Here is a 26,014-nt window from a genome sequence, read left to right as displayed (position 1 = left end):
CTCCGCCGGCAGCGACCACCACCCGAGATCGCGCCGGCGGAGCCGGGCCAAGGTCACAACGTTCGATTTCTCACCGGGTGGGAAAGGGGACGGCCGTCCCGTTTACAGTCGAGTCATGCAGACTTGGACCTCCGTCGACGTGCCCCGGTTGCCGGGCACGCCCCGCCCGCTTCGGCTCCACGACACGTCGACCGGGCAGATCCGCCCGACGGCTCCGGGTCCCACCGCCCGGATGTACGTCTGCGGCATCACGCCCTACGACGCCACGCACCTCGGCCACGCGGCGACCTACCTGGCGTTCGACCTGGTCAACCGCATCTGGCGGGACAACGGGCACGAGGTCCACTACGTGCAGAACGTGACCGACATCGACGACCCGCTGCTGGAGCGCGCCGAGCGTGACTCCGACGACTGGGTGGTGCTCGCGATGCGCGAGACGGCGCTGTTCCGCGAGGACATGGAGGCGCTGCGCGTGCTGCCGCCGCGGCAGTTCGTGAGCGTGGTGGAGGCGATCCCGGAGATCGTGGAGGTCGTGGCGAAGCTGGTGGCCAACGGCAGCGCCTACCGGGTGGACGACCCGGAGTATCCGGACGTGTACTTCGACCACGCGGCGAGCGGCCGGTTCGGGTACGAGTCGCGCTACGACGAAGAGACGATGGCGAAGTTCTTCGCCGAGCGCGGCGGTGACCCCGACCGTGTGGGCAAGCGGCACCCGCTCGACGCGCTGCTGTGGCGGGTCGCGCGGGAGGGCGAGCCGTCGTGGGAGTCGGAGCTGGGCGCCGGGCGGCCGGGCTGGCACATCGAGTGCAGCGCGATCTCGGTGAACCGGCTCGGATTCGGGTTCGACCTGCAGGGCGGTGGTTCGGACCTGCGGTTCCCGCACCACGAGTACAGCGCCGCGCACGCCGAGGCGGCGGCGGGGGAGCACCCGTTCGCGCGCCACTACGTGCACGCCGGGATGATCGGCCTCGACGGCGAGAAGATGTCCAAGTCGCGAGGCAACCTGGTGTTCGTCTCCCGGCTGCGCGCCGACGGCGTGGACCCCTCGGCCATCCGGCTCGCTCTGTTCGCCGGCCACTACCGCGACGACCGGCCCTGGACCGACGCGCTGCTGACCGAGGCGCAGGAACGCCTGGCCCGCTGGCGCGAAGCCGTGGCGCTCCCCGCGGGCCCCGACGCGACGGAAACCCTCGCCCGCCTGCGCGACCACCTCTCCGACGACCTCGACACCCCTCAGGCCCTCACGGCCATCGACGCCTGGGCCACCGAAGCCCTTCGCCGAGACGGCAAGGACACCGCGGCTCCCGGATTGATCAAGCTCGCCGTCGATGCCTTGCTGGGCATCTCCCTTTGACGGTCAACCGCTGACCAACGCTGCCGGCCCGGGACTTTCCCGGGCCGGCAGCATCTGTATAACGACCTATACAGCGACGGTTTCGGCGGCCATCAGCTCCAGGTGGTCACCGTGCCAGTGACGGCGCAGCCATCGATCATGAGAAGCGACGACGACGGCGCCCGGGGCGTCGTCGAGGGCGGCGAAGAGCTCCTCGGCGAGGGTGAGCGAGATGTGGTTGGTCGGCTCGTCGAGCAGGAGCACGTCCGGCGGGTCCGCGAGCAGCACGGCCAGCGCGAGGCGCCGCCGCTGGCCCACGGACAGCTCGCCGACGGGCCGGCCGAGGTCGCGCGAGGACAGCAGGCCCGAGCGGGACAACGGTGGCGCGTCGTCCCCTAGCGCGGCGCGGTAGACCTCGTGGGCGACGCGCTGCGGATCGGGGAACACCACGTCCTGCTCCAGGAGCCCCACCCGCAGCCCGGGTCCGAAGTGGACGGACCCGCCGGTGGGGGTGAGGCGGCCGGCCAGCACCGACAGGAGCGTGGACTTGCCCGCGCCGTTGCCGCCGGTCACGAGCAGCCGCGCCGTGCCGCTCACGTCCAGCCGGTCGAGGGCCAGCCGGCCCGGCACGTCCAGGTCCCGCACCGAGATCGCCGGTCCTTCGCCTGACGCGGCGGCCGTGAGGCGCGCCCGGAACCGCAGCGGCGCGGGCGGTTTGCGCACCTGGTCCTGTTCGAGCTCGTCGAGCCGCAACTGGGCGTTGCGGACGCGGCGGGACACCTGTTTCTGCACCCGCCCTCCCTTGAAGTTGTAGAGGCTCTTGTCGCCGTCGGACTGCGCGCGGTTGTGCGCGACCCGCCGCGCCGTGACCGCGACCGACTCCCGCAGCTCCTTCAGCTCGTCCTGCTCTTCGGCGAAGCGCTGTTCCCACCGCGCGCGTTCGGCCCGCTTGTGGTCGAGGTAGTCGCTGTAGGTGCCGCCGTAGCGCGTCGCCCCGCCCACGAGCCGGTCGGCCGGCGCCGGGTCGAGGTCGACGATGTCGGTGCACACCGCGTCGAGGAACACGCGGTCGTGCGACGACAGCACGACGATGCCGGATAGCTCCGCGAGGTGGTGCTCCAGGAACTCCATCGCGGTGTCGTCGAGGTGGTTGGTCGGCTCGTCGAGCAGCAGCGTGGCGGGGCGGCGGATGAGCAGCGCCGCCAGCCCGAGCCGCGACCGCTGCCCGCCCGACATCTCGCCGAGACGCCGGTCGCGCCCGAGCGCGCCGAGACCCAGCCCGTCGCACACCAGCTCGGCGCGGCGGTCGGCGTCCCAGAGGTCGTGGACCTGCGCCCACTCCAGGAGCTTCCCGTACTCGTCGAGCACGCCCGCGTCGTCGGGCCGGTCGGTCATCGCCGCGGTGAGCGCGTCGAGCCGCGCGGCGGCCGCGCGGATGTCGGCCAGCGCGTGGTCGAGGACATCGGCGAAGGTCGCCGACGCCGGGAACGGCAGCTCCTGCAGCAGGAAGCCGACGTCGTCGCCGCGCACGATCTCGCCCGAGCGCGGCTGTTCGAGGCCCGCGAGCAGGCGCAGCAGCGTGGACTTGCCGGTGCCGTTCTCGCCGACGAGCCCGAGGCGGCGCCCGGCCGACGCGGTGAGGGAGACGCCGTCGAGGACGGTCCTGGCGCCGTAGCCGAACACGACGTCGGTGGCTATGAGGGACAAAGACATGAGGGATCACCGGCCCTGGTGGGTGAAGCGGGTTCCCCGACGGGACTCGTGGCTCGCGGGAGCGGGGCTCGACCGGGAGCTGCCTCGGTGCGGGAAAGGGCTGGGCTCAGTTGTCCATGATGGGAGGAGGTTAACGCAACACCAGTAGGGTTAGTCAACCCCGAATTTCGCGGGGCGGCCGCGCGGCCTCCTCGACCTGCTGTGTGGCCAGGTCGGCGGCGGTCTCGCCGTCGGTCAGGAACGACACCAGGGCGGTGAGCTGGCGGCGGTCGAACCCGGCCAGGCGCTCGCCGAACCGCTGGGCGAGCGGGGCGTAGAGCTCGGTCAGCTCCGCCATGCGGTCGGGCAGTGCCCGCACGCGCAGCCGCCGGCGGTCGGCCGGGTCGGGTGCGCGCTCCACGAGCCGGGCGCGCTCCATCCGGTCGAGCATCCGCGTGAACGCGCCGGTGGTCATCCCGAGCAGCCGCGCCAGCTCCGTGGGGGAGTCGGTGGCGCCGCTGTGCACGAGCTGCAGGCAGTGCAGCTCGGCCGGGGTCACGCCGAGCCGGTCGGCGACCGCGGTGTGGAAGCGGACCGTCGCGCTCACGAACCGGGGGAGGGCCAGCGCGGCGGCGGTGGCGAGTTCTCGCTGGTGGGGCAACGGACCGTCCTCGGCGCGGGAGTGGCTGGTGGAGACAACGACTGCACGAAGCAGTAACTGTCCGTGATGGTAGCGAAGCCCGTTGACAGCAGGTCAGGCGGCTGCAACTCTGAAAGGGGAGTTTCGAAAGAAGCCTTTTAGATAATCGGAGGACCGATGGCCGAGCTGCCGCCGCGCAAACGCGTCGACGACGCCGAGCTGCTGCGCGCGCTGGCGCACCCGCTGCGTTCGGCGCTGCTGCACCACCTGATGGCCGTCGGGCCCCGCACGGCGAGCGAATGCGCCGAAGCCGTCGGCTCCACCGCGTCCAACTGCAGCTGGCACCTGCGCCGGCTCGCGCAGCACGGCCTCGTGGAACGCGCCGACGCCACCGACGGACGCGAGCGGCCCTGGCGCGCCCTCCAGGTCGGCCTCGACTTCGGCGACCTGGGGGACGACCCGGCGCTCAACCGGGCGCAGCTCGCCGTCGTGGGCACCCAGCTCGCGGAGGAACAGGACCTCACCCGGCGCTACCTGGACTCCCTCGAAACGCTCGACCCGGCCTGGCGCGCGGTGGGTGGGTTCAGCTCGTACACGCTGCAGGTCACGCCGGCGGAGCTCGACCGGCTGCTGCAGGCGGTCGACGCGCTGGTCCGCCCGTACGTCGGCGCCATCCGCGAAGACGCGCCGGACGGGGCGCTGCCGGTACACGTCGGCCTGCGCTCGTTCCTGCGGCTCGGGCTGGACGGGGAGCCGGTGTCGTGAGACAGCTGCTGGGCGTGCCCGCGTTCGTGCGGCTGTGGCTGGCCGCGTTCTTCGGCGAGTCCGCCGAGTGGATGCTGCAGGTCGCGCTGCCGGTGTTCCTCTTCGCGACCACCGGCTCGGCCGCGACGACGGCGCTCAGCGTGGTGCTCGGCCTGCTGCCGGCGGTGCTGCTGAGCCCGGTCGCCGGGGTCGTCGCGGACCGGTGGGACCGCCGGGTCGTGCTCGCCGCCGTGTGCGTCGGCCAGGCGGTGGTCGCGCTGCCGCTGCTCGCGGGCGACCGCATCCCCGTCGCACTCGTGTACCTGGTGATGGCCGCGCAGGCGGGGCTGGCGTCGGTATTCGAACCGGCGCGCAACGCGCTGGTGCCGGAGCTGGTCGGGGTCGCCGAGGTGACCGGCGCCAACGGCCTGATGAGCGTCAACGGCAGCGTCGCCCGGCTCGCGGGCGGCTGGGCCGGCGGCGTGCTGCTCGGCTGGGGTGGGCTGGACCGCGTGGTGCTCGGGTACCTCGGCGCGCTGGCCGTCGCGGCGGTGCTGCTCGCGCGCCCGTTCCCGGGTCCGGCGGCGCCGCGGGCCCGGAAGCCGCGCCGGGAGCCGGTCGTCGCCGCGTGGCTGGCCGGGCTGCGGGAGCTCACGCGGGACCCGCGGCTGCGGGCCACCGGGATCGCGACCGTGCTCGTGTCCGTGGCCCAGGGGATGTTCCTCGTGCTGTTCGTCGTCTTCGTGCTGGACGTGCTCGGTGGCAGCGAGGCCGACGCGGGGCTGCTGCGCGGCGTGCAGGCGATCGGGGGGCTAGCGGCGGGCTTCGCCGTGGCGACGCTCGCCCGGCGCGTGGCGGGCGCGACGCTGCTCGCGTGGGGCTCGCTCGCGACCGGACTGGTGTCGGCGCTGATCTGGAACGCCGCGGCCCTCACGACCGCGCTCGGGCTCTACGTGGGCCTGTTCGCGGCGGCCGGCGGGCCCGCCGTGGTCACCGGCGCCGGGCTGCTGGCGCACGTCCAGAGCGTGGCGGCGCCCGACCGCGCGGGCCGGGTGCTGAGCACGGTGTTCGCCGTGGTCGCGGCGGCCCAGGCCGCCGGGGCGCTGCTCGCTGGGGCGCTGGTGGCCGTGTCCGGTCCTGCGGTGCTGCTCGACGTGCAGGCCGGCATCTACGTCGTGGCCGGGCTGGTGCTGCTGGGGTGGCGTAAGGGGCGGTTCTGGCGATCTGCCGGTCGGGAAATGGCTACGGTGGAGGAGTGCCGTCTCTCTTCGCCACCAGCGACCTCCACGTGACCCACGAGGGCAACGGGCCGATCCTCGACCGCGTCGTGCCGGATTCGCCGGAAGACTGGCTGCTCGTGGTCGGTGACGTCGCCGAACGCTCGTCCGTCATCCGCGACACGCTCGCCACGCTGCGCGAGCGGTTCGCCAAGGTCGTGTGGGTGCCGGGCAACCACGAGCTGTGGACCACGCCGAAGGACGAGTCCCAGCTGCGCGGCCAGGCCCGCTACGAGTTCCTCGTGGAGCAGTGCCGGGAGATCGACGTGCTGACCCCCGAGGACGAGTTCCCCGTGTGGGACCACGCCGCCAAGCCGCTGACGATCGCGCCGCTGTTCGTGCTCTACGACTACAGCTGGCGCACCCCGGCCGCCGAGGGCAAGACGATCGAGGAGGCGCTCGCGATCTCCCGCGAGAACGGCGTGGTGTGCACGGACGAGTACTTCCTGCACCCCGACCCGTTCCCCAGCCGCCAGGCCTGGTGCGCCGACCGCCTCAAGGTCAGCACCGACCGCCTCGACGCCATCCCGGCCGGGCACAGCACGATCCTCGTGTCGCACTGGCCGCTGCACCGCCACCCGACCGCGCCGCTGCACTACCCGGACTTCGCGCTGTGGTGCGGCACGACGGAGACCGAGGACTGGCACCTGCGCTACCGTGCCGAGCTCGCCGTGTACGGCCACCTGCACATCCCGCGCACGACGTCGGCCGACGGCGTGCGGTTCGAGGAGGTGTCGCTCGGCTACCCGCGCGAGTGGAGCCGCCGCGCCCGCGGGGCCGTGCCGCTGCGGAAGCTGCTGACGGCGTGACCGGGGAACCGCGGGTCCGCACCGTCCTCGGTGACATCACGCCCTCGTCGCTCGAGGTGTGCGACGCGCACGACCACCTGTTCTTCGCCTCCCGGCAGCTCGCCGGGCAGGAGCTCGACGACGCGGCGGCCGCCAACGCCGAGCTGCGCGCCTTCGCGGCGGCGGGCGGGCGCGCGGTGGTCCAGTGGACACCGTTCGGCCTCAACCGTCGCGCGGCCGACCTGGCCGCGCTTTCGGAGGCGACCGGCGTGCACGTCGTCGCCGCGACGGGCTTCCACCGCGCCGAGCACTACCCGGCCGAAGTCCTCGACCGCGTCTCCGACCGACTGGCCGAGATCTTCGTGGCCGACCTGCTCGAAGGCATCCCGGCCGGTGACGACCCGGACGCCGGGCGGACCGGACCCCGCGCCGGCCTGATCAAGGTGGCGGGCGCGTTCCACGTCGTCGACCGGCACGCCCGCTGGACGATGGTCGCGGCCGCGCAGGCACACCAGGAGACGGGCGCGCCGATCGCCGTGCACCTGGAGCTGGGCACCGCGGCCCGGGAGGTCGCCGACCTGCTGTGCGGCGAGCTGGCCGTGCCGCCGTCGCGCGTGATCCTGGGCCACCTCAACCGCAACCCCGACCTGCGGGTGCTGCGCGAGGTCGCCGACACCGGCGTCTTCCTGGGCTTCGACGGCCCGTCGCGCGCCAACCACGCCACCGACTGGCGCCTCACCGACCTGCTGTACGAGCTCGCGACCTCCGGTCACACCGGCCAGCTGCTCCTCGGCGGCGACACGACCACCGCCGCGGCGAGGCTGTCCTCCGGCGGCGGCCCCGGCATCCCGTACCTGCTCACGACGCTGCGACCCCGGCTCGTCCGAGCTCTCGGCGAAGACGTGGTGCAGGCGATGCTGGTCTCGAACCCGGCCCGCGCGTTCGCGGCCCGCTGGCGTCGCTGAACCGAGCCTCGAGACGGGAAAGGCCCCGACCGCGAGTGCGGCAAGGGCCTCCTCCGGCCGGATGGCGGCTCAGCGGAGGCCGAAGCCCCCGCCCTCCTGGCCCGGACGCCGCCGGCGCAGGTACCGCTCGAACTCGGCCGCGATCTTGTCGCCGGAGACCTCCTCCATGGTGAAGTCGGTTTCGGCGTCGCCGCGCTCTTCGAGGCTGCGGACGTACTCGCTGATCTCCTCGTCCTCGTCGGCCATCTCGCTGACGGTCCGCTGCCACTCCTCGGCCTGCTCGGGCAGCGCGCCCAGCGGGATCTCGACGTCGAGGACGTCTTCGAGCTTGTGCAGCAGCGCCAGCGTCGCCTTGGGGGACGGCGGGTGCGACACGTAGTGCGGCACGGCCGCCCAGATCGACACGGCGGGGATGCCGGCCTGCACGCAGTAGTCCTGCAGCACGCCCACGATCCCGGTCGGCCCCTGGTAGTTGTTCAGCTCGAGGCGGAACCGGCTCGCGGTGTCCTTGTCGTAGGCGGTCCCGGTGACCGGGACGGGCCGCGTGTGCGCGGTGTCGGCCAGCAGCGCGCCGAGCGCGACGACCGTGTCCACGTCGAGCTGCATGATGTGCTCCAGCAGCTCCGCGCAGAACGCGCGCCAGCGCATGTTCGGCTCGGGGCCCTGGACCAGCACCACGTCGCGGTCGAGGCCCTCGGGCCGGCAGATGGACAGGCGCGTGGTCGGCCACTCCACCTGCCGCGTCACGCCGTCGACCATGCTGATGGTCGGCCTGCTGACCTGGAAGTCGTAGTAGTCGTCCGGCTCCAGCTCCGCCAGCGGGGTGGCGTCCCAGTTGAGCTGCAGATGCTCGATCGCGCGGCTGGCCGCGTCACCAGCGTCGTTCCAGCCTTCGAAGGCCACCACCATCAGGGGGCGCTTCGATTCCGGGCGGGCGCGATCCGGGTCTCCGGGTCGCTGGGTCTCCTCGACTGGCTCACTCACCTTCCCAGCCTACGACCCTTCGCCCGTAACCTGTGCAGCATGTCCGACCGCGCGCCGTCACCATCGCCGCCCGCGCGCGGCGGCCGGGTCCCGGTGTGCGGGACGCGCCGGGGAGTCGCAGCTCACAGCCCTGCGGGCGGGGCGCGGCGCCCGCGCCCGGCGGTGCGATGCGAATGGGATACTGGAGACGATCCGGCCCGTCGTCGTGCCCGGTCCCCCCGGTGGACGGTCCGGGGCCGTCGCCGGCGCGGCGCAAGCCCACACTTTCGGGGCGGATTCGTGCCCGGTGCTCCGCGGCCGTCCGTCCGGCCACCCGCCGAAGCACCGACAAGGAGAAAACCGTGACTGCACCGTCCTCTTCGGACGGACTGGGCGCCGTCCTGTGGGACATGGACGGCACGCTCGTCGACTCCGAGAAGCTCTGGGACGTCGCGCTGTACGAGTGCGCGGAAGCGCTCGGCGGCACGCTGTCGGAGGAGCAGCGGATGACGCTCGTGGGGTCCAACATGGACGCCACGGCCACCTACCTGCTGGAGGTCACCGCACGGGAGGTCACGCCGGAGTCGGTGGCCGAGACCGGCGCGTGGATCCGTCGGCGCACGGCGGGCCTGTTCGACGACGCGCTGCCGTGGCGCCCTGGTGCGCGCGAAACGCTGGCCGCGGTGAAGGCCGCCGGCATCCCGTCGGCGCTGGTCACCTCGACCGAGCGCGCGCTGACCGAGCTGGCGCTGCAGACGATCGGCCGCGAGTTCTTCGACGTCACGGTGTGCGGTGACGAGGTCGACGGGCTGAACAAGCCGCACCCGAGGCCCTACCTCAAGGCCGCCGAGCTGCTCGGCGTGCCGCCGGAGCGGTGCGTCGCGGTGGAGGACTCGCCGCCGGGCGCGCAGTCGGCCGAGAGCGCCGGCTGCGCGGTGCTCGTGATCCCGAACGACGTGGCGGTCCCGGCCGGGACGCGGCGGGTGTTCCGCGAGTCGCTCGCCGGCGTCGACGTGGCCGCGCTGGCCGCGTTGCTGCCGGGAGTGTGACCCCTGCGGCATCGGGGTCACCCGGGGCAGCGCCCGCCCGTGCGGGATGGAAGGATCTGCAGACCGTGAAGACCTTCGATGAGCTGTTCGCGGAGCTTGCCGAGCGCGCCCGCACCCGTCCCGACGGGTCCGGCACCGTCGTCGCCCTCGACGACGGGGTGCACGCCCAGGGCAAGAAGGTGCTCGAGGAAGCCGGCGAGGTGTGGATCGCCGCCGAGCACGAGTCCGACGACCGCCTCGCGGAGGAGATCTCGCAACTGCTGTACCGGGTCCAGGTGCTCATGCTCGGCCGGGGGATCTCGACCGAGGACGTGTACCGCTACCTGTGACGCGTTCGCGCACCGGAGATCGAGGAGAGAGCGAAATGCTGCGTGTTGCCGTGCCTAACAAGGGAGCCCTCGCCGCGGCGGCGGCGGAGATGCTTTCCGAGGCGGGCTACCGCAAGCGACATGACTCGAAGGACCTGACCGTGCTCGACCCGGTCAACGAGGTCGAGTTCTTCTTCCTGCGTCCCAAGGACATCGCGATCTACGTCGGCTCCGGCGAGCTCGACCTCGGCATCACCGGCCGCGACCTCGCGCTCGACTCGGGCGCGCCGGTCGACGAGATGCTCGCGCTGGGCTTCGGCGGGTCCACGTTCCGCTACGCCGCCCCGGCCGGCCAGGACTGGAAGCCGGCCGACCTGCAGGGCAAGCGCCTGGCGACCTCGTACCCGCGGCTCGTGCGCGAGGACCTGGCCCGCCACGGCGTCGAGGCCGAGGTGATCCGCCTCGACGGCGCCGTCGAGATCTCGATCCAGCTCGGCGTCGCCGACGCGATCGCCGACGTGGTCGAGTCCGGCCGCTCGCTGCGCCAGCACAACCTGGTGGCCTTCGGCGACCCGATCTGCGTGTCGGAAGCCGTGCTGCTGCAGCGCGCGGGCAGCGACTCGGCGAAGGCGAAGAGCCAGCTGGCCGCCCGGCTGCGGGGGGTGGTGTTCGCGCAGCAGTACATGATGCTCGACTACGACTGCCCGCGCACCCTGCTGGAGCAGGCCATCGCCATCACCCCGGGCCTGGAGTCGCCGACGGTCGCCCCGCTGGCCGACGAGGACTGGGTCGCCGTGCGCGCGATGGTGCCGCGCAAGAAGGTCAACCAGATCATGGACGAACTGGCCGAGGTCGGTGCCAAGGCGATCCTCGCCTCCGACATCCGCTCCTGCCGCTTGTAACCGAACGACGGACGAGGGCGCTTCCCGTTGCGGGAGGCGCCCTCTTGTCTGTCTACACTGGATGCTGCGGCTCACCGCGGCCTGTTTGGACGCTTCGGCATCAGGTCATACAGTTTTTTGCGGGCGCCGTTGTCGTTGGCGTTGCGGGTCATCGCGACTTCGGAGATGAAGTCCTCGAAGACGAACTCGTCGTCGGCCGGGACCTCGGTGGGGCCGAGGTTCTGAGCGAGGTAGCCGTCGAGGGTTCCGGCGATTTCGCGGAACGACAGGGCCTGCAGGGTTTCCGGCGCGTAGGTGGTGACGGGTACGCCGTTGGCCGCGGCCTCGTTCATCACGACGCCGAGGGGCACGTGCGAGAGCATCGGCACGCCGAAGTTGTACATCTCCTGCAGAGCCGCGGCCGCGTAGTGGGAGATCGGGCGACGGTAGAGCCCCGGCACGATCCCGTACCACGCGATGGGCGTGCGGCCGGTGGTCTGTTCCACGTAGCGCACCTGGTCGGCGAGCAGCCGCAGCGCGCGGATGCTCGTTTTGTCCGGCTGCACCGGCACCAGGATCCCGTGGGACGCCGCGAGTGCGTTGTTGGTCAGCACGTCGAGCGCGGGCGGGCAGTCGATGACGACGTGGTCGTAGTTCGCGAACTGGATCACGCGCGCGAGCTGCCAGCCGGGCACCCGGAACGAGTCCAGCCGGCGGATCAGGTCGAACATGCCCGGCGACGTCGGGATCACGTCGAACGCGCCGCCGCGGCCGAGGTTGCTGCGCGGATGCGGCACCGCGAGCTCTTCGATCGGGCCCTTCCAGAGCTTCGTGAGCGCCTTCGCGAGCGTGGGTGCGTCACCGGACACCTCGGCCAGGCCGAGCATCTCGGTGGTGGCGTGCCCCTGCGGGTCGAGGTCGATCAGCAGCACGCGCCGGCCGCGTTCGGCCAACGCCGCAGCCGTGCCCACGCTGAGTGAGGTCTTGCCGACCCCGCCTTTCTGGTTGACCACCGAGGTGATCTGCATGCCGGAGCGCTCCCTTGTCGGTCGTTCCGCGAAGGTTATTGGATCCGGGGCGTGGGCGCGCGGTTATCCGCCCCCGGCCTGTCGTGGCCGGACGAGCAGAGCCTGCGCGCCGGTGCCGACCGGACCGGAGCCGTCGTGCAGGGTACTCGTGGCGGTGCCGACGCCGTGCGGCCCGACCAGGGTCACCGCGTCGAGTCCGATCCACTCGCCCTCCGGCGCCCGGCGCAGGTGGACGGTGAGCTCCGAGTTGATGAACCACCAGTCATCGGTGGGTAGGAAGTGGGACACGCCGTTGGCCGAGTCCGCGACCGCGAACAGCCGCTGCAGCCCGGTGGGCTCCTCGCCGTCGACGAGCGGGACCCGCTGCCGGCCCCACACCGCGGCCGGGCCCGGCGCCGAGATGCTGCCGCGCACGGCCCGCCACTCGACGGCGTTGAGGTAACCGCCGCGCCAGTCGGCGGGGAACGTCGTCTCCGTGCCCGCATCCGCCGGGGGCAGCAGGGGACCGGCGTCGGTCGCGACGGTCGTGGTGTCGGTGGTCGCGATGCGCCACGCGCTGGCCCGCGCGATCAGCTTGCCGTCCGCGGACAGCTCCGACTGCAGCAGCTCGACCGACCGGCCCGGCCGCTCGATCCACGACCGCTGGTCCAGCTCCGCGACCGGCGCCGGCCCGAGGATCTCGATGGTGACGCGCGCGATCAGCGCCGGGTGCGGCGCTTGGAGCCGCTCCAGCCCGCGCGCGAGCAGAGCCGACGGCGGGCCGAAGTGCTGCGCGCCGGGCGCCCAGGGGCCGCTGGTGTGCTCGGTCGCGGCGTACCGCTCGTCGCCGAGCGGGACGTAGAACGCGTCGGCCATCAGTCCGCCCGGTCCAGCGCGGTCTCTTCACCCGCGTCGGGTTCCGGCCAGCCGGGGTACTCCGGCGGCGTGCCGCCGAACTCCGGGCAGTGGGCCTGGTGGTCGCACCACGAGCACAGCTTGCCGGGGTTGGGCCGGAAGTCGCCGGTCTTGCCCGCCTTGAGGATCGCCTGCCAGATGGCTTCCAGCGTGCGCTCGAACCGCACCAGTTCCGCTTCGTCGGGCGTGTAGGCGAGCGACTGGCCGTCGGTGAGGTACATCAGCTTCAGCTGTCGCGGCACGATGCCGCGCAGCCGCCACAGCACCACGGCGTAGAACTTCATCTGGAACATCGCCTTGGCCTCGCCGATCTCACGCGGCGCGGCCCCGGTCTTGTAGTCCACCACGCGGATCTCGCCCGTCGGCGCCACGTCCACGCGGTCGATGTACCCGCGCAGCAGCACCCCCGAGCCCAGCTCGATCTCCACGTGCAGCTCACACGCCTCCGGCTCCAGCCGGCGCGGGTCCTCCAGCTCGAAGTACGCGTCGAGCAGCTTCTCCGCGGACGCCAGCCATTTGTCGGTTTCGCCCTCCTCGGCGTCCGTGAACAGCTCGGTCCACTCCGGACTCGCGGCCGACAGCTCCGCCCACGTGGGCGCCAGCAGATCCTTCGCCCGCGGCGCCACGCGCTCACCCGCGGGCAGACCGAACAGCCGTTCCAGCACGGCGTGCACGAGCGTCCCGCGCACCTGGGCCTTCGTAGGCACCTCGGGCAGCCGGTCGACGGCCCGGAATCGGTAGAGGAGCGGACACTGTTTGAAATCGCTGGCACGTGACGGCGACAGCGCCGGCCGCCTGCGGACGGGCGCGTCACCGTTTCCCGGTGGGGTGGTGACCGTAGCGGTGTCGGGCATGGTCAGAGCGTAACGCCGGGCACCGACAGGATTTGATTGCCTCGGCTCCGCCGAGGCGGCGAGATCGCCGTGAAGCCGGTGTTTCGACTGGGCGGTCTGATCGGCCGGGCGCCGATCGCACCGCCCAGTCGAAACACCGGCGCGATCTCGCGGCCGGGTCCCCGCTGCCGGGGTGACCATGGGTGGGGACGGTGCGGTCGCGAGGTGGTCGCCGCGGAGGAGGTGGGTTGACGTGATCAGGTTGGCTGCGCGGGGGCACCACGGCTGGTTCCGAGCGCAAGGCGTGTTTCGCCTTCCCCGGCGACGAAGCCCCGCGCGCCGCCCCACGACTAGACCCGCCGCGCCGGATCCTCCGACCGAGCCCGCCATGCCCGAACCCACGACCATGTCCACGCCGGACCTTCTGATCAGGGCCGACTCGCCCGGTCCCATGACCGAGCCCGCCATACGCGGCCTCGCGACGAAGCCCGACACGCCCGAGCCTTCACATCAATCCCGACACGCCCGGCCCCGTGACGAGATCCGACTCGCGGGCCGAGTGCCAATTCCGGCACGCCGGCCCGAGGACCAACTGCGACACGCCCAGCCCACGACCGAACCGACCACGCCGGCCTCGCGACGAGGTCCGACTCGGTTGACCCCACGTGCAAGTCCGACATCCGGGCATCGCGACCAAGCCCGCCATGTCGGGCCCCCTGACCAAGTCCGACACGGCGGCCCGGCGCCGAAGCCCCACCTGCACGGCCTCGGGACGAAGCCCGACACGCCCGGCCCTCCCCATCAATCCCGACACACCCGGGTCTCACGACGACCCTCGCGACGAGTGGGCCTTGCGCCGAAACCCGACCCACGCGGTCGCGCGAACAGGCCCGACCCGTCCGGGTCTCGAAACCAATTCCGGCACGGCCGCCCCGGCGACGGAGCCCGGCGGGTCTCGCGACAAAGTCCGGCACGGCGGGTTTCGCGACGGAGCTCACATGCCTCGATCTCGTGGCGCCGTCCGGCGCGCATGGCTTTGTGACGAAGTCCCGCACGGCTGGCCCCTGCCATGAAGCCCGCCATGCTCGGGACTCACGGCGCCGTCCGATATGCGTGGCCTTGCGACGAAGTCCGACATGGCCGGCCCGCGGCCAAACCCGACATGGCTGGGGCTCGACACGAGGCCGACCTGCCTGGGTCTCGCGGCGCAGTGCGACATGCGTGGCGTTGCGGCGATGTCCGACACCCCCGGCCCGCGACCAAACCTCACCTGCCTGGGACTCGCGACGAGGCCGACACGCCCGGGCCTCGCACCCAAGACCGACTCACCCGATCTCGCGACCAGGCCCGCCACCCTTGCCTCATCACCGCCCCACCGCACCCGGTGCCGCCGAGCCCGACGCACCGGACGCGCCCGGTGTCACCACCAACCCCGACACTCCCGGCCCCCGACCAAGCGCACGTTCCCACCCAGCTCACCACGCCCAGTCGACCCACCAGCGAGATCGCGCCGGCTTCCCGATTGTGCGGTGCGATCGGCCCCCGGCCGATCCGACCGCACAATCGGGAAGCCGGCTTCCAGGCGATCTCGCACGCCCCGGCGGAGCCGGGGCAAACAACACAGATCACCCGCTTCCCACACCCTGCCCTTTACTCTTGCCCGCATGGCCGCGACCCGACAGCACGGTGCCGGGCCGTCCCGGCGCGTCACGCCCGGCGACGGCGGGCTGTTGCTGTTCCGGGTGGCCGGGGTGCCGGTGTTGCTGGCGCCGTCGTGGTGGATCGGGTCGTTGATCATCGTGGTGCTGTACGCGCCGCTGGTGGGGCGGTTGCTGCCGGAGGCGTCGACGCCCACGTCGTGGTTGCTGGCGGCCGCGTTCGCGGTGCTGCTGGGGTTGTCGGTGCTCGCGCACGAGCTGGGGCATTGCCTGGTGGCGCTGCGGTTGGGGATTCCCGTGCGGCGGTTGCGGCTGTTCCTGCTCGGTGGGCTGTCCGAGGTCGCGCGGACGCCGCGCCGGCCCGGGCAGGAGGGGTTGGTGGCCGCGGCGGGGCCGGCCGTGTCGCTGGTGCTGGGTGGGTTCTGCGCCCTGCTGATGCTGGCCGTGCCGCCGGACGGGGCCGTGTGGCTGCTGGTCGCGGAGTGCGCCGTGGCGAACTTGGCGGTGGGTGTGTTCAACCTGCTCCCCGGGCTGCCGCTCGACGGCGGCCGTCTCGTGCGCGCGGGCGTGTGGGCCGCGACGGGGTTGCGTGCCAAGGGCACGCGCGCCGCCGTGGCCGGGGGCGCGGTGGTGGCGACCGGCCTGATCGTGTGGGCGCTGTGGGGCCTGGCGACCCAGAGCGAGGACCGCTGGCTGCGGCTCGGAGTCTGCGTGGTCACGGCGTGGTTCGTGATCCTCGGTGCCCGCGGAGAGCTCGCGGCGGAAGCCCGGCGCAGCTGGCCCGACGGCCTCGAGCTGACCGAGCTGGTCCGGCCCGTGCTGCAGCTGCCCGCGGAAAGCCCGGTGTCCGACGCGCTCGCCGCCTCGGCCGGCCGCGGGGTCGTCCTCGTCCGAGCCGACGGGGTCGCCGCGGGGCTGCTCGACGAACAGGCCGCCGAGCAGCTGGCCGGAACCCACCCGCACGCCCCGGCGGAGCTCGCGGCCGAGCCGATCCGCGCCGAGACGGTGCTCCTGGCCTCGGAGCCGGGGGAGGAGATCGCCGAACGCGTGCGCGAAACCCCCGCGTGGCAGTTCCTCGTGGTCGACGACGAGGGCCGCCCCGCCGGGGTGCTACGCCGCGAAGACCTCCGGGCCGCGCTCGTGCGCGGCCGCCACGCTCACTGAGAGTGCACCCGACCGGCGACCCACGCGGACGACCTGCGAGGATCTGACGCCAGCGTTTCGCGTGTGAGGTGGAGGAAGAAGTTGTCGGTCAGCGGACCGTTTCGCGCAGGAGACCGGGTTCAGTTGACGGACTCGAAGGGCCGGCACTACACCCTCACGCTCGCCGAGGGCGGGGAGTACCACACCCACCGCGGCGCGCTCGCGCACGACGAGCTGATCGGGCTCCCCGAGGGCTCCGTGGTCACCTCGGCCGGCGGCAGCAACTACCTCGCGCTGCGCCCCCTGCTGCCCGACTACGTGCTCTCCATGCCGCGCGGCGCCCAGGTGATCTACCCCAAGGACGCGTCGCAGATCGTCATGTGGGGCGACATCTTCCCGGGCGCCCGCGTGCTCGAAGCCGGCGCCGGCTCGGGCGCCCTGACGCTCTCGCTGCTGCGCGCCGTCGGCCCGGCTGGGCACGTGTCGTCCTACGAGATCCGCGACGACCACGCGGAGCACGCCGAGCGCAACGTCGTGAAGTTCTTCGGCGAGAAGCCGGACAACTGGACGCTCACCGTCGCCGACCTGGCCACGCACACCGGTGAGGTCGACCGGGTCGTGCTCGACATGCTCGCACCGTGGGACCAGCTGCCGAACGTCGCCGCGCACCTCGTGCCGGGCGGCGTGCTCACGGTGTACGTGGCGACCGTCACACAGCTTTCCCGGGTGACGGAGTCGTTGCGGGAACAGCAGTGCTGGACCGAGCCGGAGTCGTGGGAGACGCTGATGCGCCCGTGGCACGTCGTCGGCCTCGCGGTGCGGCCGGACCACCGGATGGTGGCGCACACGGCCTTCCTGCTCACCGCTCGCCGCCTCGCCAACGGAACGGTGTCCCCGCGCGTGTCGCGCCGGCCCGCGAAGGGCAAGGGCTGAGGTCTAGCCCGGCACGCACCACCGGCCGTTTTCGCGGTGCATCGGGAACGGCGTGTCCTTGCGCCCGCCCGCGCCTTCCACGTGCACGGTGACGCCGGCCGAATCGCCGGCCACGTCCGGCGGCCCTGCCAGGGTCACAGTGAGCGGTCCCGCGGCGTCCCACTTGGCCTGCAGGTCGGCGAGGGCCTGGGAAGTCTGTGGTTCGCACGTGAGCCGGCCGAACTCCGTGGCGTCGCCGCGCTTGATGGCGTCGACGATCGCGTTGGCGAGCACGTCCGTGGCGGCGACGTCCGCGTCGCTCGCTGGTGGGGAAGCGGTGGGAACGCGCGTCGGCGGCGAAGTCACGGGCGGCGGTGGCGCCGACGGCCCGGCCGGTGCGACCAGCACCAGGCCGAGCACCGCGCCGGCCACGAGAGCGCCGAGCACGACGAGCCCGGCGGTGAGTCTGCCACTCACCGCCGGGGTCTCACTGCTTGTCCGCCTGGGCGTCGACCAGGCACCAGACGCCGGCCTCGCGCTTGGAGGTCATCGTCCCGTTGGCCGTCTTCGTACCCTGCGTGGCCTTGTACCGCACGGACGCAGTGTCGCCGTTCTCCTGTGCGGCGCCCGTGAGCTGGACGTCGGTCTTCGGGATGTCCACGGCGCCGCCGTTGTAGAGGCTGCGGCACGCCAGTCCGGCCAGCGCCGAGCCGTCGCCGCTGCTGAAGTCGGCCGCGGCGGCCTGGAACAGCTCCTGCGCGCTCTGCGTGCCGCCCGGCGCAGGCGCGTCGGTGCCGCCCGACGAGCCGGTGGACGGGGCGGAGCTGCGGGGGAGGCTCGGGGTGCCGGTGTTCGGCGCGCCGCCACCCTGGCCGGTCACGGCCGGGGGCGCCGGCGGAGCCGCGGTGTCGGTTTTGCCCTTGTCGCCACCCGAAAGCCCGATGACGAGACCGATCGCGGCACCCACCACGACCACCACGCCGACGGCGATCCCGACGATCAGGCCGGTCTTCTTTTTCTTCGGAGGCTGCTCGGTGTAGCTGCCGAAGGACTGATAACCACCCGGTTGGCCGTACTGATCGCCGAAACCGCCCTGCGAGAAGCTCTCGGGCTGCCCGAACTGCTGCGTTCCGCCCTGCTGGTACGGATCTTGCTGCCCGTACTGCTGGGGCCCGCCCTGCTGCTGATAGGGATCTTGCTGTCCGAACTGCGCCGGCTGGGCATACGGATCTTGCCGGCCGAAGGACGGGGGCTGCTGCGCCGGGTAGCCCGGCTGCTGCTGCGGACCGGACTGCGGGTACCCGCTCTGCGGCGGCCAGGTGCTCGGCTGCTGCCCGCCGTAGGGCTGCCCGCCGGGGTAGCCGGGCTGCTGCTGGGGGCCGGACTGGGGCTGACCTGGGCCCTGCGGGGACTGTCCGTAGGGATTCGGCTGCTGCCCGTAACCTCCGTAGCCACCGCCCTGCTGGCCGTGACCACCGGGCTGCTGCGGCGGGTAGGTCATGTGTGGTGCCCCCTAGCGTTCCTTCGCGTGCCGACCTGGCCACCGGGTGAGGTGAACCCCGGGGGATGCTAGCCAGGCCGCCCGGGATCCGTGCGCTCAGGCCGGAATCCGGCGAAACGAGGGTTGGTGGCGGGGTCCCCGGGGTACCTGCCCCGTGCTCGCTTTCGCCTGGTGGAACACGGCGTGACGGCCTCCGGTGTCCGGGCACCGAATCGGCCGCTTGCGCATCTGTGACGACCGTGCTGAGCGGGTACGGAAATCGCGACGCGCCGATCTTGTGATGCGGAAAGGCCTTTTCTTGTCGGTGATCGCCGGTACCGTGGAATGAAAAGCACTCCGAGGAGGTGCCCGATGCATCATGACCTTCCCGGAGGTCGGCGCGAGGAGGCCGACCCTTCAGCAACAGGCGGAGCTGGGCTTACGGCGGAACAACAAGCCCGGCAGATCCGTTTTCTCGAGGAGGAAGTGGCGCTCTTGCGTCGCAAACTCACCGATTCGCCGCGGCAGAACCGAGTTCTCGAACAGCGCCTCGCCGAGGCGTCCGAACGGGTGAGCCAGCTCACCGAGCGCAACACGAAACTGGTCGAGACCCTGCGCGAGGCGCGTGGTCAGCTGCTCGCCCTCCGCGAAGAGGTCGACAGGCTGGCCCAGCCGCCGAGCGGCTACGGGGTCTTCGTCACCTCGTACGAGGACAACACGGTGGACGTCTTCACCGCGGGCCGCAAAATGCGGGTCTCGGTGTCGCCGGCCGTGGAGATCTCGTCGCTGCGCCGTGGTCAGGCGCTGCGTCTCAACGAGGCACTCACCGTCGTCGAAGGCGGCGATTTCGAGCGCACCGGTGAGGTGTGCGCACTGCGTGAGGTGCTCGCACCCGAGGACGAGGGCGGCATTCCCCGCGCTCTCGTGGTGGGGCACGCGGACGAGGAGCGGGTCGTCCTGCTCTCCGAACCGCTGGCCGAGCAGCCGCTCAAGCCGGGCGACTCGCTGCTCGTCGACTCGAAGGTCGGGTACGCGTACGAGCGCGTGCCGAAGGCCGAGGTCGAGGACCTGGTGCTGGAGGAGGTGCCCGACGTCCGCTACGAGGACATCGGTGGCCTGAGCAGGCAGATCGAGCAGATCCGCGACGCGGTGGAGCTGCCGTTCCTGCACGCCGATCTCTACCAGGAGTACCAGCTGCGGCCGCCGAAGGGCGTGCTGCTCTACGGGCCTCCGGGCTGCGGGAAGACGCTCATCGCCAAGGCGGTGGCCAACTCCCTGGCCAAGAAGGTCGCGCAGGCGCGGGGCGACAAGGCGGACGGGAAGTCCTACTTCCTGAACATCAAGGGTCCCGAGCTGCTCAACAAGTTCGTCGGCGAGACCGAGCGGTCCATCCGCCTGATCTTCCAGCGGGCTCGGGAGAAGGCCTCCGAGGGCACTCCCGTCATCGTGTTCTTCGACGAGATGGACTCCATCTTCCGCACCCGTGGCTCGGGCGTGTCCTCCGACGTGGAGACCACGATCGTGCCGCAGCTGCTGTCGGAGATCGACGGTGTGGAAGGGCTGGAGAACGTCATCGTCATCGGCGCCTCCAACCGTGAGGACATGATCGACCCGGCGATCCTGCGGCCGGGCCGGCTCGACGTGAAGATCAAGATCGAGCGTCCGGACGCCGAAGGCGCGAAGGACATCTTCTCCAAGTACCTGGCCGAAGGCCTGCCGATCCACGCCGACGACCTGGCGGAGTTCGGCGGGGACCAGAAGGCCACGTTCGACGCGATGATCCAGCACACCGTCGAGCGCATGTACGAGGAGAGCGACGAAAACCGGTTCCTCGAGGTGACCTACGCCAACGGGGACAAGGAAGTCCTGTACTTCCGCGACTTCAACTCGGGCGCGATGATCCAGAACATCGTGGACCGGGCGAAGAAGTCGGCCATCAAGTCGGTGCTGGAGACCCAGCAGCCCGGCTTGCGCGTGCAGCACCTGCTGGACGCGATCGTCGACGAGTTCGCGGAGAACGAGGACCTGCCGAACACCACGAACCCGGACGACTGGGCCCGGATCTCCGGCAAGAAGGGCGAGCGGATCGTCTACATCCGCACGCTCGTCACCGGCAAGAACCAGGATTCGGGGCGGGCGATCGACACCGCCACGAACACGGGTCAGTACCTGTAAGGGATCCGATTCGGAACGTGGGGCTACCGGTTCGCCGGTGGCCCCACGTTCTCGTCTGAAACCCGCACCGCGCGACGTGCGAGTTTCCCGTGTGAGGCGAGGATTCCGAGCACGACGAGGAGCGCACCGACGGGTTCGTTCCAGTGCACGGGTTCGTTCAGCACGAGCACGCCGAGCGCCACTCCCACCACCGGTGTGAGGTAAGTCACCGACGAAGCGTGGGCGGCGCCCCAGGCCGCTACTACGCGTGTGTTCCACACGTACGCGATCCCCGTTCCCAGCACGCCGAGCGCGAGCATGCTGACCACCACGGCGGCGCTCAGGTGCATCGGCTGGCTCGCCACCACGGGCGCCAGCACCAGGAGCAGCACCGTGGCGAACCCGACCTGCCCGAAAGCAACGACCACGGGATCGGCGCCTTTCGGGGACACGAACCGGCGCAGGTACACGAAAGCCGCGCCGTAGCACGTCGTGGCGCCCAGGCAGGCCAGCTGAGCCGTGAGCTCGTGCGAGAGGTCCACGCCCTGCCACACGCCGACGAGCGTCAGCACGCCGGCGAACCCGAGCAGCAGCCCCGCCACGCGTGGCGCGGTCAGGCGCTCCGCGGGCAGCGCCGCCGCGGCGAACACCATCGTCAGCAACGGCGTGGTCGCGTTGAAGATGCTGGCCAGGCCGGAGGGGATGTACTGCTCGGCCCAGGAGAAGAGCAGGAACGGTGCAGTGCACAGCAGCACCGACACCACCGCGAGATGGCCCCACAGCGCGGGATCACGGGGGAGGGGCCGGCGCCGCACCGCCAGGACCACGGCGAGCGCCAGCGCGCCGAAGCCGACGCGCGCCAGCGCGACTTGAGCGGGGGAGAGGCCCTGGAGGCCCACCTTGATGAAGAGGAAACTCGCGCCCCACACCACCGCCAGCGCGACGAATCGCGCACCGATACCGAACCGCCCGGTCATGACCCTCCTGATCGACTGACTCCCGGGGGCCAGTCAACGGGCCCGCCACGCCGCGAGGCCAGCGGTTTTCGGTCATGTCACTGAAGTTCGGTGTATAACGCCCTATACTTCCCGGCTGTGAGCACCGACGACACCCCGCGCCCGCGCGCCCCGATCACCGAAGCCGACGTCCTCACCTGGCTGGAGACGACCGCGGCCGCCGTCCAAGCGGGGGAGCTGAACGCCAACGACCTCATCGACCTGCTGGGGGAGCTGCGCCGCGCGTCCGCCGCCTGCGCCGACGCGTCCGACTGGGCCCTGCTCGCCGCCCGAGAGGAGGGCGCCAGCCTCCGCCAGATCGCCCCCGTCTTCGGCAAAGGCTACGTCCGGGCACCCGCCGCCCGCCTGGAAAAACTCCACCGACAAGCCCAGAACTCCGGACAATGGCTGGCCATCCTCCGGCACAAACAAACTGTATAACGACCTATACAGCTGGCCTGGGGTCGAAAAAATCCGCGGCCGGCAACGCATTTCACTCACCACCCGAGAAACAGCACAGACAAGGACACCGAATGGAGCGCATCGCGGTCGGGCTCGCCGCTCTCGGCCGGCCCGCGTACATCAACCTGGGCCGGGAGCTGCCGGGGACGCGGGACGTCCCGGCGATGCGCGCCGCGACCCACGAGGTGCTCGACGCGGCCTACGCGGCGGGGGCGCGCTGGGTCGACGTCGCGCGGTCCTACGGGTTGGCGGAGGACTTCCTCGCGAGCTGGCTCGCGGAGACCGGCCACACGGACGTGACGGTGTCGAGCAAGTGGGGCTACCGCTACGTCGGCGAGTGGCGGCTCGACGCGCCCGTGCACGAGGTGAAGGAGCACTCGGCCGCGCGGTTCGCCGAGCAGTGGGCCGAGACGCGGGCGTTGCTGGGCGACCACGTGAACCTGTACCAGGTGCATTCGCTCACTGTGGACAGTCCGCTGTTCTCCGACGCGGCGCTGATCGATGCGCTGGCGGGATTGGCCGACCAGGGCGTCGAGGTCGGGTTCTCGACATCCGGGCCGGCGCAGGCCGACGCCGTGCGGCGGGCGTTCGAGCTGGAAGCGGCGGGGCGGCCGGTGTTCTCGTCGGTGCAGTCCACTTGGAACGTCCTGGAGCCGTCGGTCGGTGAGGCGCTGGCGGAGGCCGATGCGGCGGGGAAACGGGTGCTGGTCAAGGAGACGCTGGCCAACGGCCGTCTGGTCGTGGAGGCGCCGGAGTCCCTCGCGCGCATCGCTGCCGCGCACGGCGTGGGTGCGGACGCGGTCGCGGTGGCCGCGGTGCTGGCGAACGACTGGGTTTCGGTGGCTCTGGTGGGTCCGTCGAGCACGGCGCAGCTGGCGTCGAACCTGGCCGCCCCGCGGGTTTCGCTGACCGCGGACCAGGTGGCCGAGCTGGCGGGTCTGGCCGAGGCGCCGGAGGAGTACTGGCGGCACCGGTCCCACCTCGGGTGGGACTGAGGGCCTGCACTACCCTCGCTGCAGCGCGGGCCCGTGGGTGGGCCGCGGTTCTCGGATCTTCCGGAGGGGCGGCAGGTGCGTCATCGGCAGGTGCTCGCGGTGGCGGCGGTCGCGCTCGTAGGGCTCACGACCGCGTGTGGCAACCGGCCCAACAACCTCGAGACGTACTACGACGATCCGACGCCGACGAGTGACGCGACGTCGTCCGCGGCGGTGACTCCGCCGCCTGCCGCGCCGCCGAGCACTCCCGCGTCTCCCTCGCCCGATCCCCGGATCCTGGCCGCTGCGGCGGCTTCGGCCGCGCTGCTGTCCGATGAGGACGTTGCGGAGGAGGGCGTGGCTCCGGGGCCGGGCAAGGCGTCGGGGTGCCTGTCGGGGCTGGCTCAGGGGGAGCGGCGCTCGGCGAGCTGGGTGTACCCGAGTGGTTCGGGGATCACGCACGAGGTCACGGCGTACGCGGGTGGGTCGGGCGCGGAGGTGGTGTCCGGTGCGGACTGTGCCGGTCAGGTGCTCGCCATTCCGCCGCAGCCGGGTGTTTCGCAGCAGCGGGCGTGGTGCGACGGGTCGACCTGCACAGTGCTGCTGGCGAAGGGTGAGCTGGTGTCGGCGTTGAGCGTGGCGGCGAGCACGCCGGCGCGGGCGGCGGACGCAGCGAAGCGGTTGCTGCCGAAGGTCGTGGCGAAGCTGGTTGCTCAGCCGTAGCGGCGGAACCATTCCTGGACGCCTTCGCGGCCGTCGGGGATGAAGGGGCTTTCGGGGTCGTCGACCCAGGCGCGCAGTTCGGTCAGGGGAAGCCAGCGGCCTTCGACGATCTCTTCGGCCTGGTGTCGGATGGGGCCGTCCCAGCGGACTTCGTAGGCGAAGTTGTGGCAGTGGACGGTGCCCTGGTCGTAGATCTTGGTGAACAGGGGTTCCGGTTCCACTCCGTGGACGCCGAGCTCTTCGGCGAGCTCGCGGCGGGCGCAGTCGGCGGGGGTTTCGCCCGCGGCGACGACTCCGCCGGCCCAGCAGTCCCAGGTGGACGGGAAGATGTCCTTGTCCGCGGTGCGGAGGTGGACGTACACGGACTGGCCGTCGCCCGAACGGAGGAGCACCACGCCGGCGGCGTGCCACAGTCCTTCGGCGCGGACGCGGGAGCGGGGTGCCTGGCCCACGACGTGGCCGGCGCGGTCATAGAGGGCAACGAGTTCGTCACTGCCTGGCATGGGGGCATCGTCGCACGGCCTTACCCCGTAGGGTGTCGGGTATGCGTCGGATCATGGGAACCGAAGTCGAGTACGGCATCGCCGTGCCCGGGGACGCCACGGCGAACCCGGTGCTCACCTCGACTCAGGTCGTGCTCGCCTACGCGGCGGCTGCTGACATTCCGCGGGCCCGGCGGGCCCGGTGGGACTACGAGGTGGAGTCGCCGTTGCGCGACGCGCGGGGCTTCGACCTGACGGGTCCTGGTGGGCCGGGGCACGACCCGGACGTGGAGGACCTGGGTGCGGCGAACGTCATCCTGACGAACGGTGCGCGCCTGTATGTGGACCACGCGCACCCGGAGTACTCGGCGCCCGAGGTCACGAACGCGCGGGACGCGGTGATCTGGGACAAGGCCGGCGAGCGGGTGATGGAGGAGGCGGCGCTGAAGGCGGCGTCGGTGCCGGGTCAGCCGCCGTTGCAGCTGTACAAGAACAACGTGGACGGCAAGGGTGCGAGCTACGGCACGCACGAGAACTACCTGTGTTCGCGGTCGACGCCGTTCACCGCGATCATCGCCGGGCTGACGCCGTTTTTCGTGTCGCGGCAGGTGGTGACGGGGTCGGGCCGGGTCGGGATCGGCCAGCAGAGTGAAGAGGCCGGGTTCCAGCTGTCGCAGCGGTCGGACTACATCGAGGTCGAGGTCGGCCTGGAGACGACGCTCAAGCGCGGGATCATCAACACGCGCGACGAGCCGCACGCGGACGCGGACAAGTACCGGCGGCTGCACGTGATCATCGGTGACGCGAACCTGTCGGAGTACTCGACCTACCTGAAGGTGGGCACGACGGCGCTGATCCTGGATCTCATCGAGTCGGGGATCCGGTTCGACGAGCTGAAGCTGGACGAGCCGGTGCGGGCGGTGCACAAGATCAGCCACGACCCGACGTTGAAGGTGAAGGTCGAGCTGGCGAACGGGAAGAAGTTCTCGGGGCTGGACCTGCAGTTCGCCTACCACGAAGTCGCGTCGGCGAACCTCGAGCGCACGGGTGCGGACGAGGCGTCGAAGGAGGTCCTGCGGGTCTGGGGCGAGGTGCTGGACGCGCTGGCGCGGGATCCGCAGGAGTGCGCGGACCGGCTGGACTGGCCGGCGAAGCTGCGGTTGCTGGAGGGGTACCGGGAGCGGGACCAGCTGGCGTGGGGTGCGCCGCGGTTGCGGCTGGTGGACCTGCAGTACTCGGACGTGCGGCTGGCGAAGGGCCTGTACAACCGGCTGGTCACGCGGGGTTCGATGAAGCGGCTGGTCACGGAGGAGGAGGTCCAGGCGGCGATCACGACTCCGCCGTCGGACACCCGGGCGTATTTCCGGGGCCGGGCCTTGGAGAAGTACGCGACGTCGATCGCGGCCGCGTCGTGGGATTCGGTCATCTTCGACGTGGGCAAGGAGTCGCTGGTGCGGATCCCGACGCTGGAGCCGCTGCGGGGCACGAAGGCGCACGTCGGGAAGTTGCTGGACGCGGCGGCGACGGCCGAGGAGCTGGTCGAGGCGATCACCGGTTCGGACTAGTCCGGATCGGCACGGGGCTGATCGGGACCGCGGCGTTGCCCCGAATGTCGGGGCTGCTGGGTAGGCTAGGA

General features: G+C 71.7%; 25 protein-coding genes. 15 read left to right on the top strand and 10 right to left on the bottom strand.

Translation table 11 applies throughout. The annotated features are described in order from the left end of the window. The first annotated feature begins 115 nt into the window (after positions 1–115). Positions 116–1,354 (top strand): cysteine--1-D-myo-inosityl 2-amino-2-deoxy-alpha-D-glucopyranoside ligase, encoded by a 1,239-nt coding sequence (gene mshC, locus AB0878_RS03825; protein WP_366576205.1) that lies wholly within the window; start codon positions 116–118, stop codon positions 1,352–1,354. A 66-nt stretch (positions 1,355–1,420) separates the two neighbouring features. On the opposite strand, the gene AB0878_RS03820 is transcribed toward mshC, so the two are convergent. Then, positions 1,421–3,046, bottom strand: a complete 1,626-nt coding sequence (locus AB0878_RS03820; protein ID WP_366576204.1) for an ABC-F family ATP-binding cassette domain-containing protein — start codon at positions 3,044–3,046, stop codon at positions 1,421–1,423. A gap of 154 nt (positions 3,047–3,200) precedes the next feature. After that, positions 3,201–3,686, bottom strand: coding sequence for a MarR family transcriptional regulator (locus AB0878_RS03815; RefSeq protein ID WP_366576202.1), 486 nt, complete (start codon positions 3,684–3,686; stop codon positions 3,201–3,203). Between the two features lie 156 nt (positions 3,687–3,842). Between AB0878_RS03815 and AB0878_RS03810 the strand changes: the two genes are divergently transcribed. Genes AB0878_RS03810 through AB0878_RS03795 form a run of 4 tightly spaced genes read left to right on the top strand, consistent with a single transcriptional unit; the run spans position 3,843 to position 7,439 of the window. Continuing rightward, positions 3,843–4,430 carry a helix-turn-helix domain-containing protein gene (locus AB0878_RS03810; protein WP_366576200.1) on the top strand — a complete coding sequence of 196 codons (588 nt, stop codon included), beginning with the start codon at positions 3,843–3,845 and terminating at the stop codon, positions 4,428–4,430. Beyond that, positions 4,427–5,701 (top strand): MFS transporter, encoded by a 1,275-nt coding sequence (locus AB0878_RS03805; protein WP_366576198.1) that lies wholly within the window; start codon positions 4,427–4,429, stop codon positions 5,699–5,701. The genes AB0878_RS03810 and AB0878_RS03805 overlap by 4 nt, the downstream gene beginning before the upstream one ends. Beyond that, the gene (locus AB0878_RS03800) at positions 5,665–6,495 is read left to right on the top strand and encodes a metallophosphoesterase (RefSeq protein ID WP_366576197.1); all 831 of its coding nucleotides are present in this window, start codon (positions 5,665–5,667) and stop codon (positions 6,493–6,495) included. The genes AB0878_RS03805 and AB0878_RS03800 overlap by 37 nt, the downstream gene beginning before the upstream one ends. Then, positions 6,492–7,439, top strand: coding sequence for a phosphotriesterase (locus AB0878_RS03795; protein ID WP_366576196.1), 948 nt, complete (start codon positions 6,492–6,494; stop codon positions 7,437–7,439). Before AB0878_RS03800 ends, AB0878_RS03795 begins: the two co-directional genes overlap by 4 nt. Before the next feature lie 69 nt (positions 7,440–7,508). Here AB0878_RS03795 and AB0878_RS03790 read toward each other — a convergent pair whose 3' ends face one another. Continuing rightward, a complete protein-coding gene (locus AB0878_RS03790; RefSeq protein WP_366576194.1) occupies positions 7,509–8,423 on the bottom strand; it encodes a PAC2 family protein in 915 nt (304 codons plus the stop codon). Between the two features lie 341 nt (positions 8,424–8,764). Between AB0878_RS03790 and AB0878_RS03785 the strand changes: the two genes are divergently transcribed. The 3 genes from AB0878_RS03785 to hisG all read left to right on the top strand — a co-directional run bounded on the left by AB0878_RS03785 (position 8,765) and on the right by hisG (position 10,661). Then, positions 8,765–9,451 (top strand): HAD family phosphatase, encoded by a 687-nt coding sequence (locus tag AB0878_RS03785; protein ID WP_366576193.1) that lies wholly within the window; start codon positions 8,765–8,767, stop codon positions 9,449–9,451. Between the two features lie 65 nt (positions 9,452–9,516). Next, complete coding sequence (locus AB0878_RS03780; protein WP_184778231.1) at positions 9,517–9,780, top strand: phosphoribosyl-ATP diphosphatase; 264 nt, start codon at positions 9,517–9,519, stop codon at positions 9,778–9,780. Positions 9,781–9,815: 35 nt separating this feature from the next. After that, positions 9,816–10,661: an ATP phosphoribosyltransferase gene (gene hisG, locus AB0878_RS03775; RefSeq protein ID WP_366576191.1), complete on the top strand. Its 846-nt coding sequence runs from the start codon at positions 9,816–9,818 to the stop codon at positions 10,659–10,661. A 71-nt stretch (positions 10,662–10,732) separates the two neighbouring features. Here hisG and AB0878_RS03770 read toward each other — a convergent pair whose 3' ends face one another. The 3 genes from AB0878_RS03770 to AB0878_RS03760 all read right to left on the bottom strand — a co-directional run bounded on the left by AB0878_RS03770 (position 10,733) and on the right by AB0878_RS03760 (position 13,416). Next, the gene (locus AB0878_RS03770; protein ID WP_366576189.1) at positions 10,733–11,668 is read right to left on the bottom strand and encodes a ParA family protein; all 936 of its coding nucleotides are present in this window, start codon (positions 11,666–11,668) and stop codon (positions 10,733–10,735) included. A gap of 63 nt (positions 11,669–11,731) precedes the next feature. After that, positions 11,732–12,523 carry a thioesterase family protein gene (locus AB0878_RS03765; RefSeq protein ID WP_366576187.1) on the bottom strand — a complete coding sequence of 264 codons (792 nt, stop codon included), beginning with the start codon at positions 12,521–12,523 and terminating at the stop codon, positions 11,732–11,734. Beyond that, a complete protein-coding gene (locus tag AB0878_RS03760) occupies positions 12,523–13,416 on the bottom strand; it encodes a RecB family exonuclease (RefSeq protein ID WP_366576185.1) in 894 nt (297 codons plus the stop codon). The genes AB0878_RS03765 and AB0878_RS03760 overlap by 1 nt, the downstream gene beginning before the upstream one ends. A gap of 1,643 nt (positions 13,417–15,059) precedes the next feature. Between AB0878_RS03760 and AB0878_RS03755 the strand changes: the two genes are divergently transcribed. Together AB0878_RS03755 and AB0878_RS03750 are read left to right on the top strand one after the other, a co-directional pair. Continuing rightward, complete coding sequence (locus AB0878_RS03755) at positions 15,060–16,217, top strand: M50 family metallopeptidase (protein ID WP_366576183.1); 1,158 nt, start codon at positions 15,060–15,062, stop codon at positions 16,215–16,217. 81 nt (positions 16,218–16,298) lie between these two features. Then, positions 16,299–17,129 carry a tRNA (adenine-N1)-methyltransferase gene (locus AB0878_RS03750; RefSeq protein ID WP_366576181.1) on the top strand — a complete coding sequence of 277 codons (831 nt, stop codon included), beginning with the start codon at positions 16,299–16,301 and terminating at the stop codon, positions 17,127–17,129. Positions 17,130–17,132: 3 nt separating this feature from the next. Here the strand turns inward: AB0878_RS03750 and AB0878_RS03745 are convergent, their stop codons facing one another. Then, the gene (locus tag AB0878_RS03745; RefSeq protein WP_366576180.1) at positions 17,133–17,585 is read right to left on the bottom strand and encodes a hypothetical protein; all 453 of its coding nucleotides are present in this window, start codon (positions 17,583–17,585) and stop codon (positions 17,133–17,135) included. A 10-nt stretch (positions 17,586–17,595) separates the two neighbouring features. Beyond that, positions 17,596–18,609, bottom strand: coding sequence for a hypothetical protein (locus AB0878_RS03740; protein WP_366576178.1), 1,014 nt, complete (start codon positions 18,607–18,609; stop codon positions 17,596–17,598). A 351-nt stretch (positions 18,610–18,960) separates the two neighbouring features. Here AB0878_RS03740 and arc point away from each other — a divergent pair, with 351 nt between their 5' ends. Further along, on the top strand, positions 18,961–20,763 hold the full coding sequence (gene arc / locus AB0878_RS03735) for a proteasome ATPase (protein WP_366576175.1): 1,803 nt from the start codon (positions 18,961–18,963) through the stop codon (positions 20,761–20,763). 23 nt (positions 20,764–20,786) lie between these two features. On the opposite strand, the gene AB0878_RS03730 is transcribed toward arc, so the two are convergent. Further along, complete coding sequence (locus AB0878_RS03730; protein ID WP_366576173.1) at positions 20,787–21,719, bottom strand: DMT family transporter; 933 nt, start codon at positions 21,717–21,719, stop codon at positions 20,787–20,789. Positions 21,720–21,836: 117 nt separating this feature from the next. On the opposite strand from AB0878_RS03730, the gene AB0878_RS03725 reads away from it, so the two are divergent. The 3 genes from AB0878_RS03725 to AB0878_RS03715 all read left to right on the top strand — a co-directional run bounded on the left by AB0878_RS03725 (position 21,837) and on the right by AB0878_RS03715 (position 23,896). Next, a complete protein-coding gene (locus AB0878_RS03725; RefSeq protein WP_220240784.1) occupies positions 21,837–22,178 on the top strand; it encodes a hypothetical protein in 342 nt (113 codons plus the stop codon). A 92-nt stretch (positions 22,179–22,270) separates the two neighbouring features. Beyond that, a complete protein-coding gene (locus AB0878_RS03720; RefSeq protein WP_366576171.1) occupies positions 22,271–23,194 on the top strand; it encodes an aldo/keto reductase in 924 nt (307 codons plus the stop codon). 75 nt (positions 23,195–23,269) lie between these two features. After that, positions 23,270–23,896, top strand: coding sequence for a hypothetical protein (locus AB0878_RS03715; RefSeq protein WP_366576169.1), 627 nt, complete (start codon positions 23,270–23,272; stop codon positions 23,894–23,896). On the opposite strand, the gene AB0878_RS03710 is transcribed toward AB0878_RS03715, so the two are convergent. Next, on the bottom strand, positions 23,887–24,399 hold the full coding sequence (locus tag AB0878_RS03710) for an NUDIX domain-containing protein (protein ID WP_366576168.1): 513 nt from the start codon (positions 24,397–24,399) through the stop codon (positions 23,887–23,889). The genes AB0878_RS03715 and AB0878_RS03710 overlap by 10 nt on opposite strands. Positions 24,400–24,440: 41 nt before the next feature. Here AB0878_RS03710 and dop point away from each other — a divergent pair, with 41 nt between their 5' ends. Then, positions 24,441–25,943 (top strand): depupylase/deamidase Dop, encoded by a 1,503-nt coding sequence (gene dop / locus AB0878_RS03705; protein ID WP_366576166.1) that lies wholly within the window; start codon positions 24,441–24,443, stop codon positions 25,941–25,943. The last annotated feature ends 71 nt before the right edge of the window (positions 25,944–26,014 follow it).

Origin of the sequence: Amycolatopsis sp. NPDC047767, assembly GCF_040704195.1 — a bacterium.
Classification (GTDB): Bacteria; Actinomycetota; Actinomycetes; order Mycobacteriales; family Pseudonocardiaceae; genus Amycolatopsis.
The sequence above is the reverse complement of the archived record's forward strand: the minus strand, read 5'-3'. Positions and strand labels throughout refer to the sequence as shown.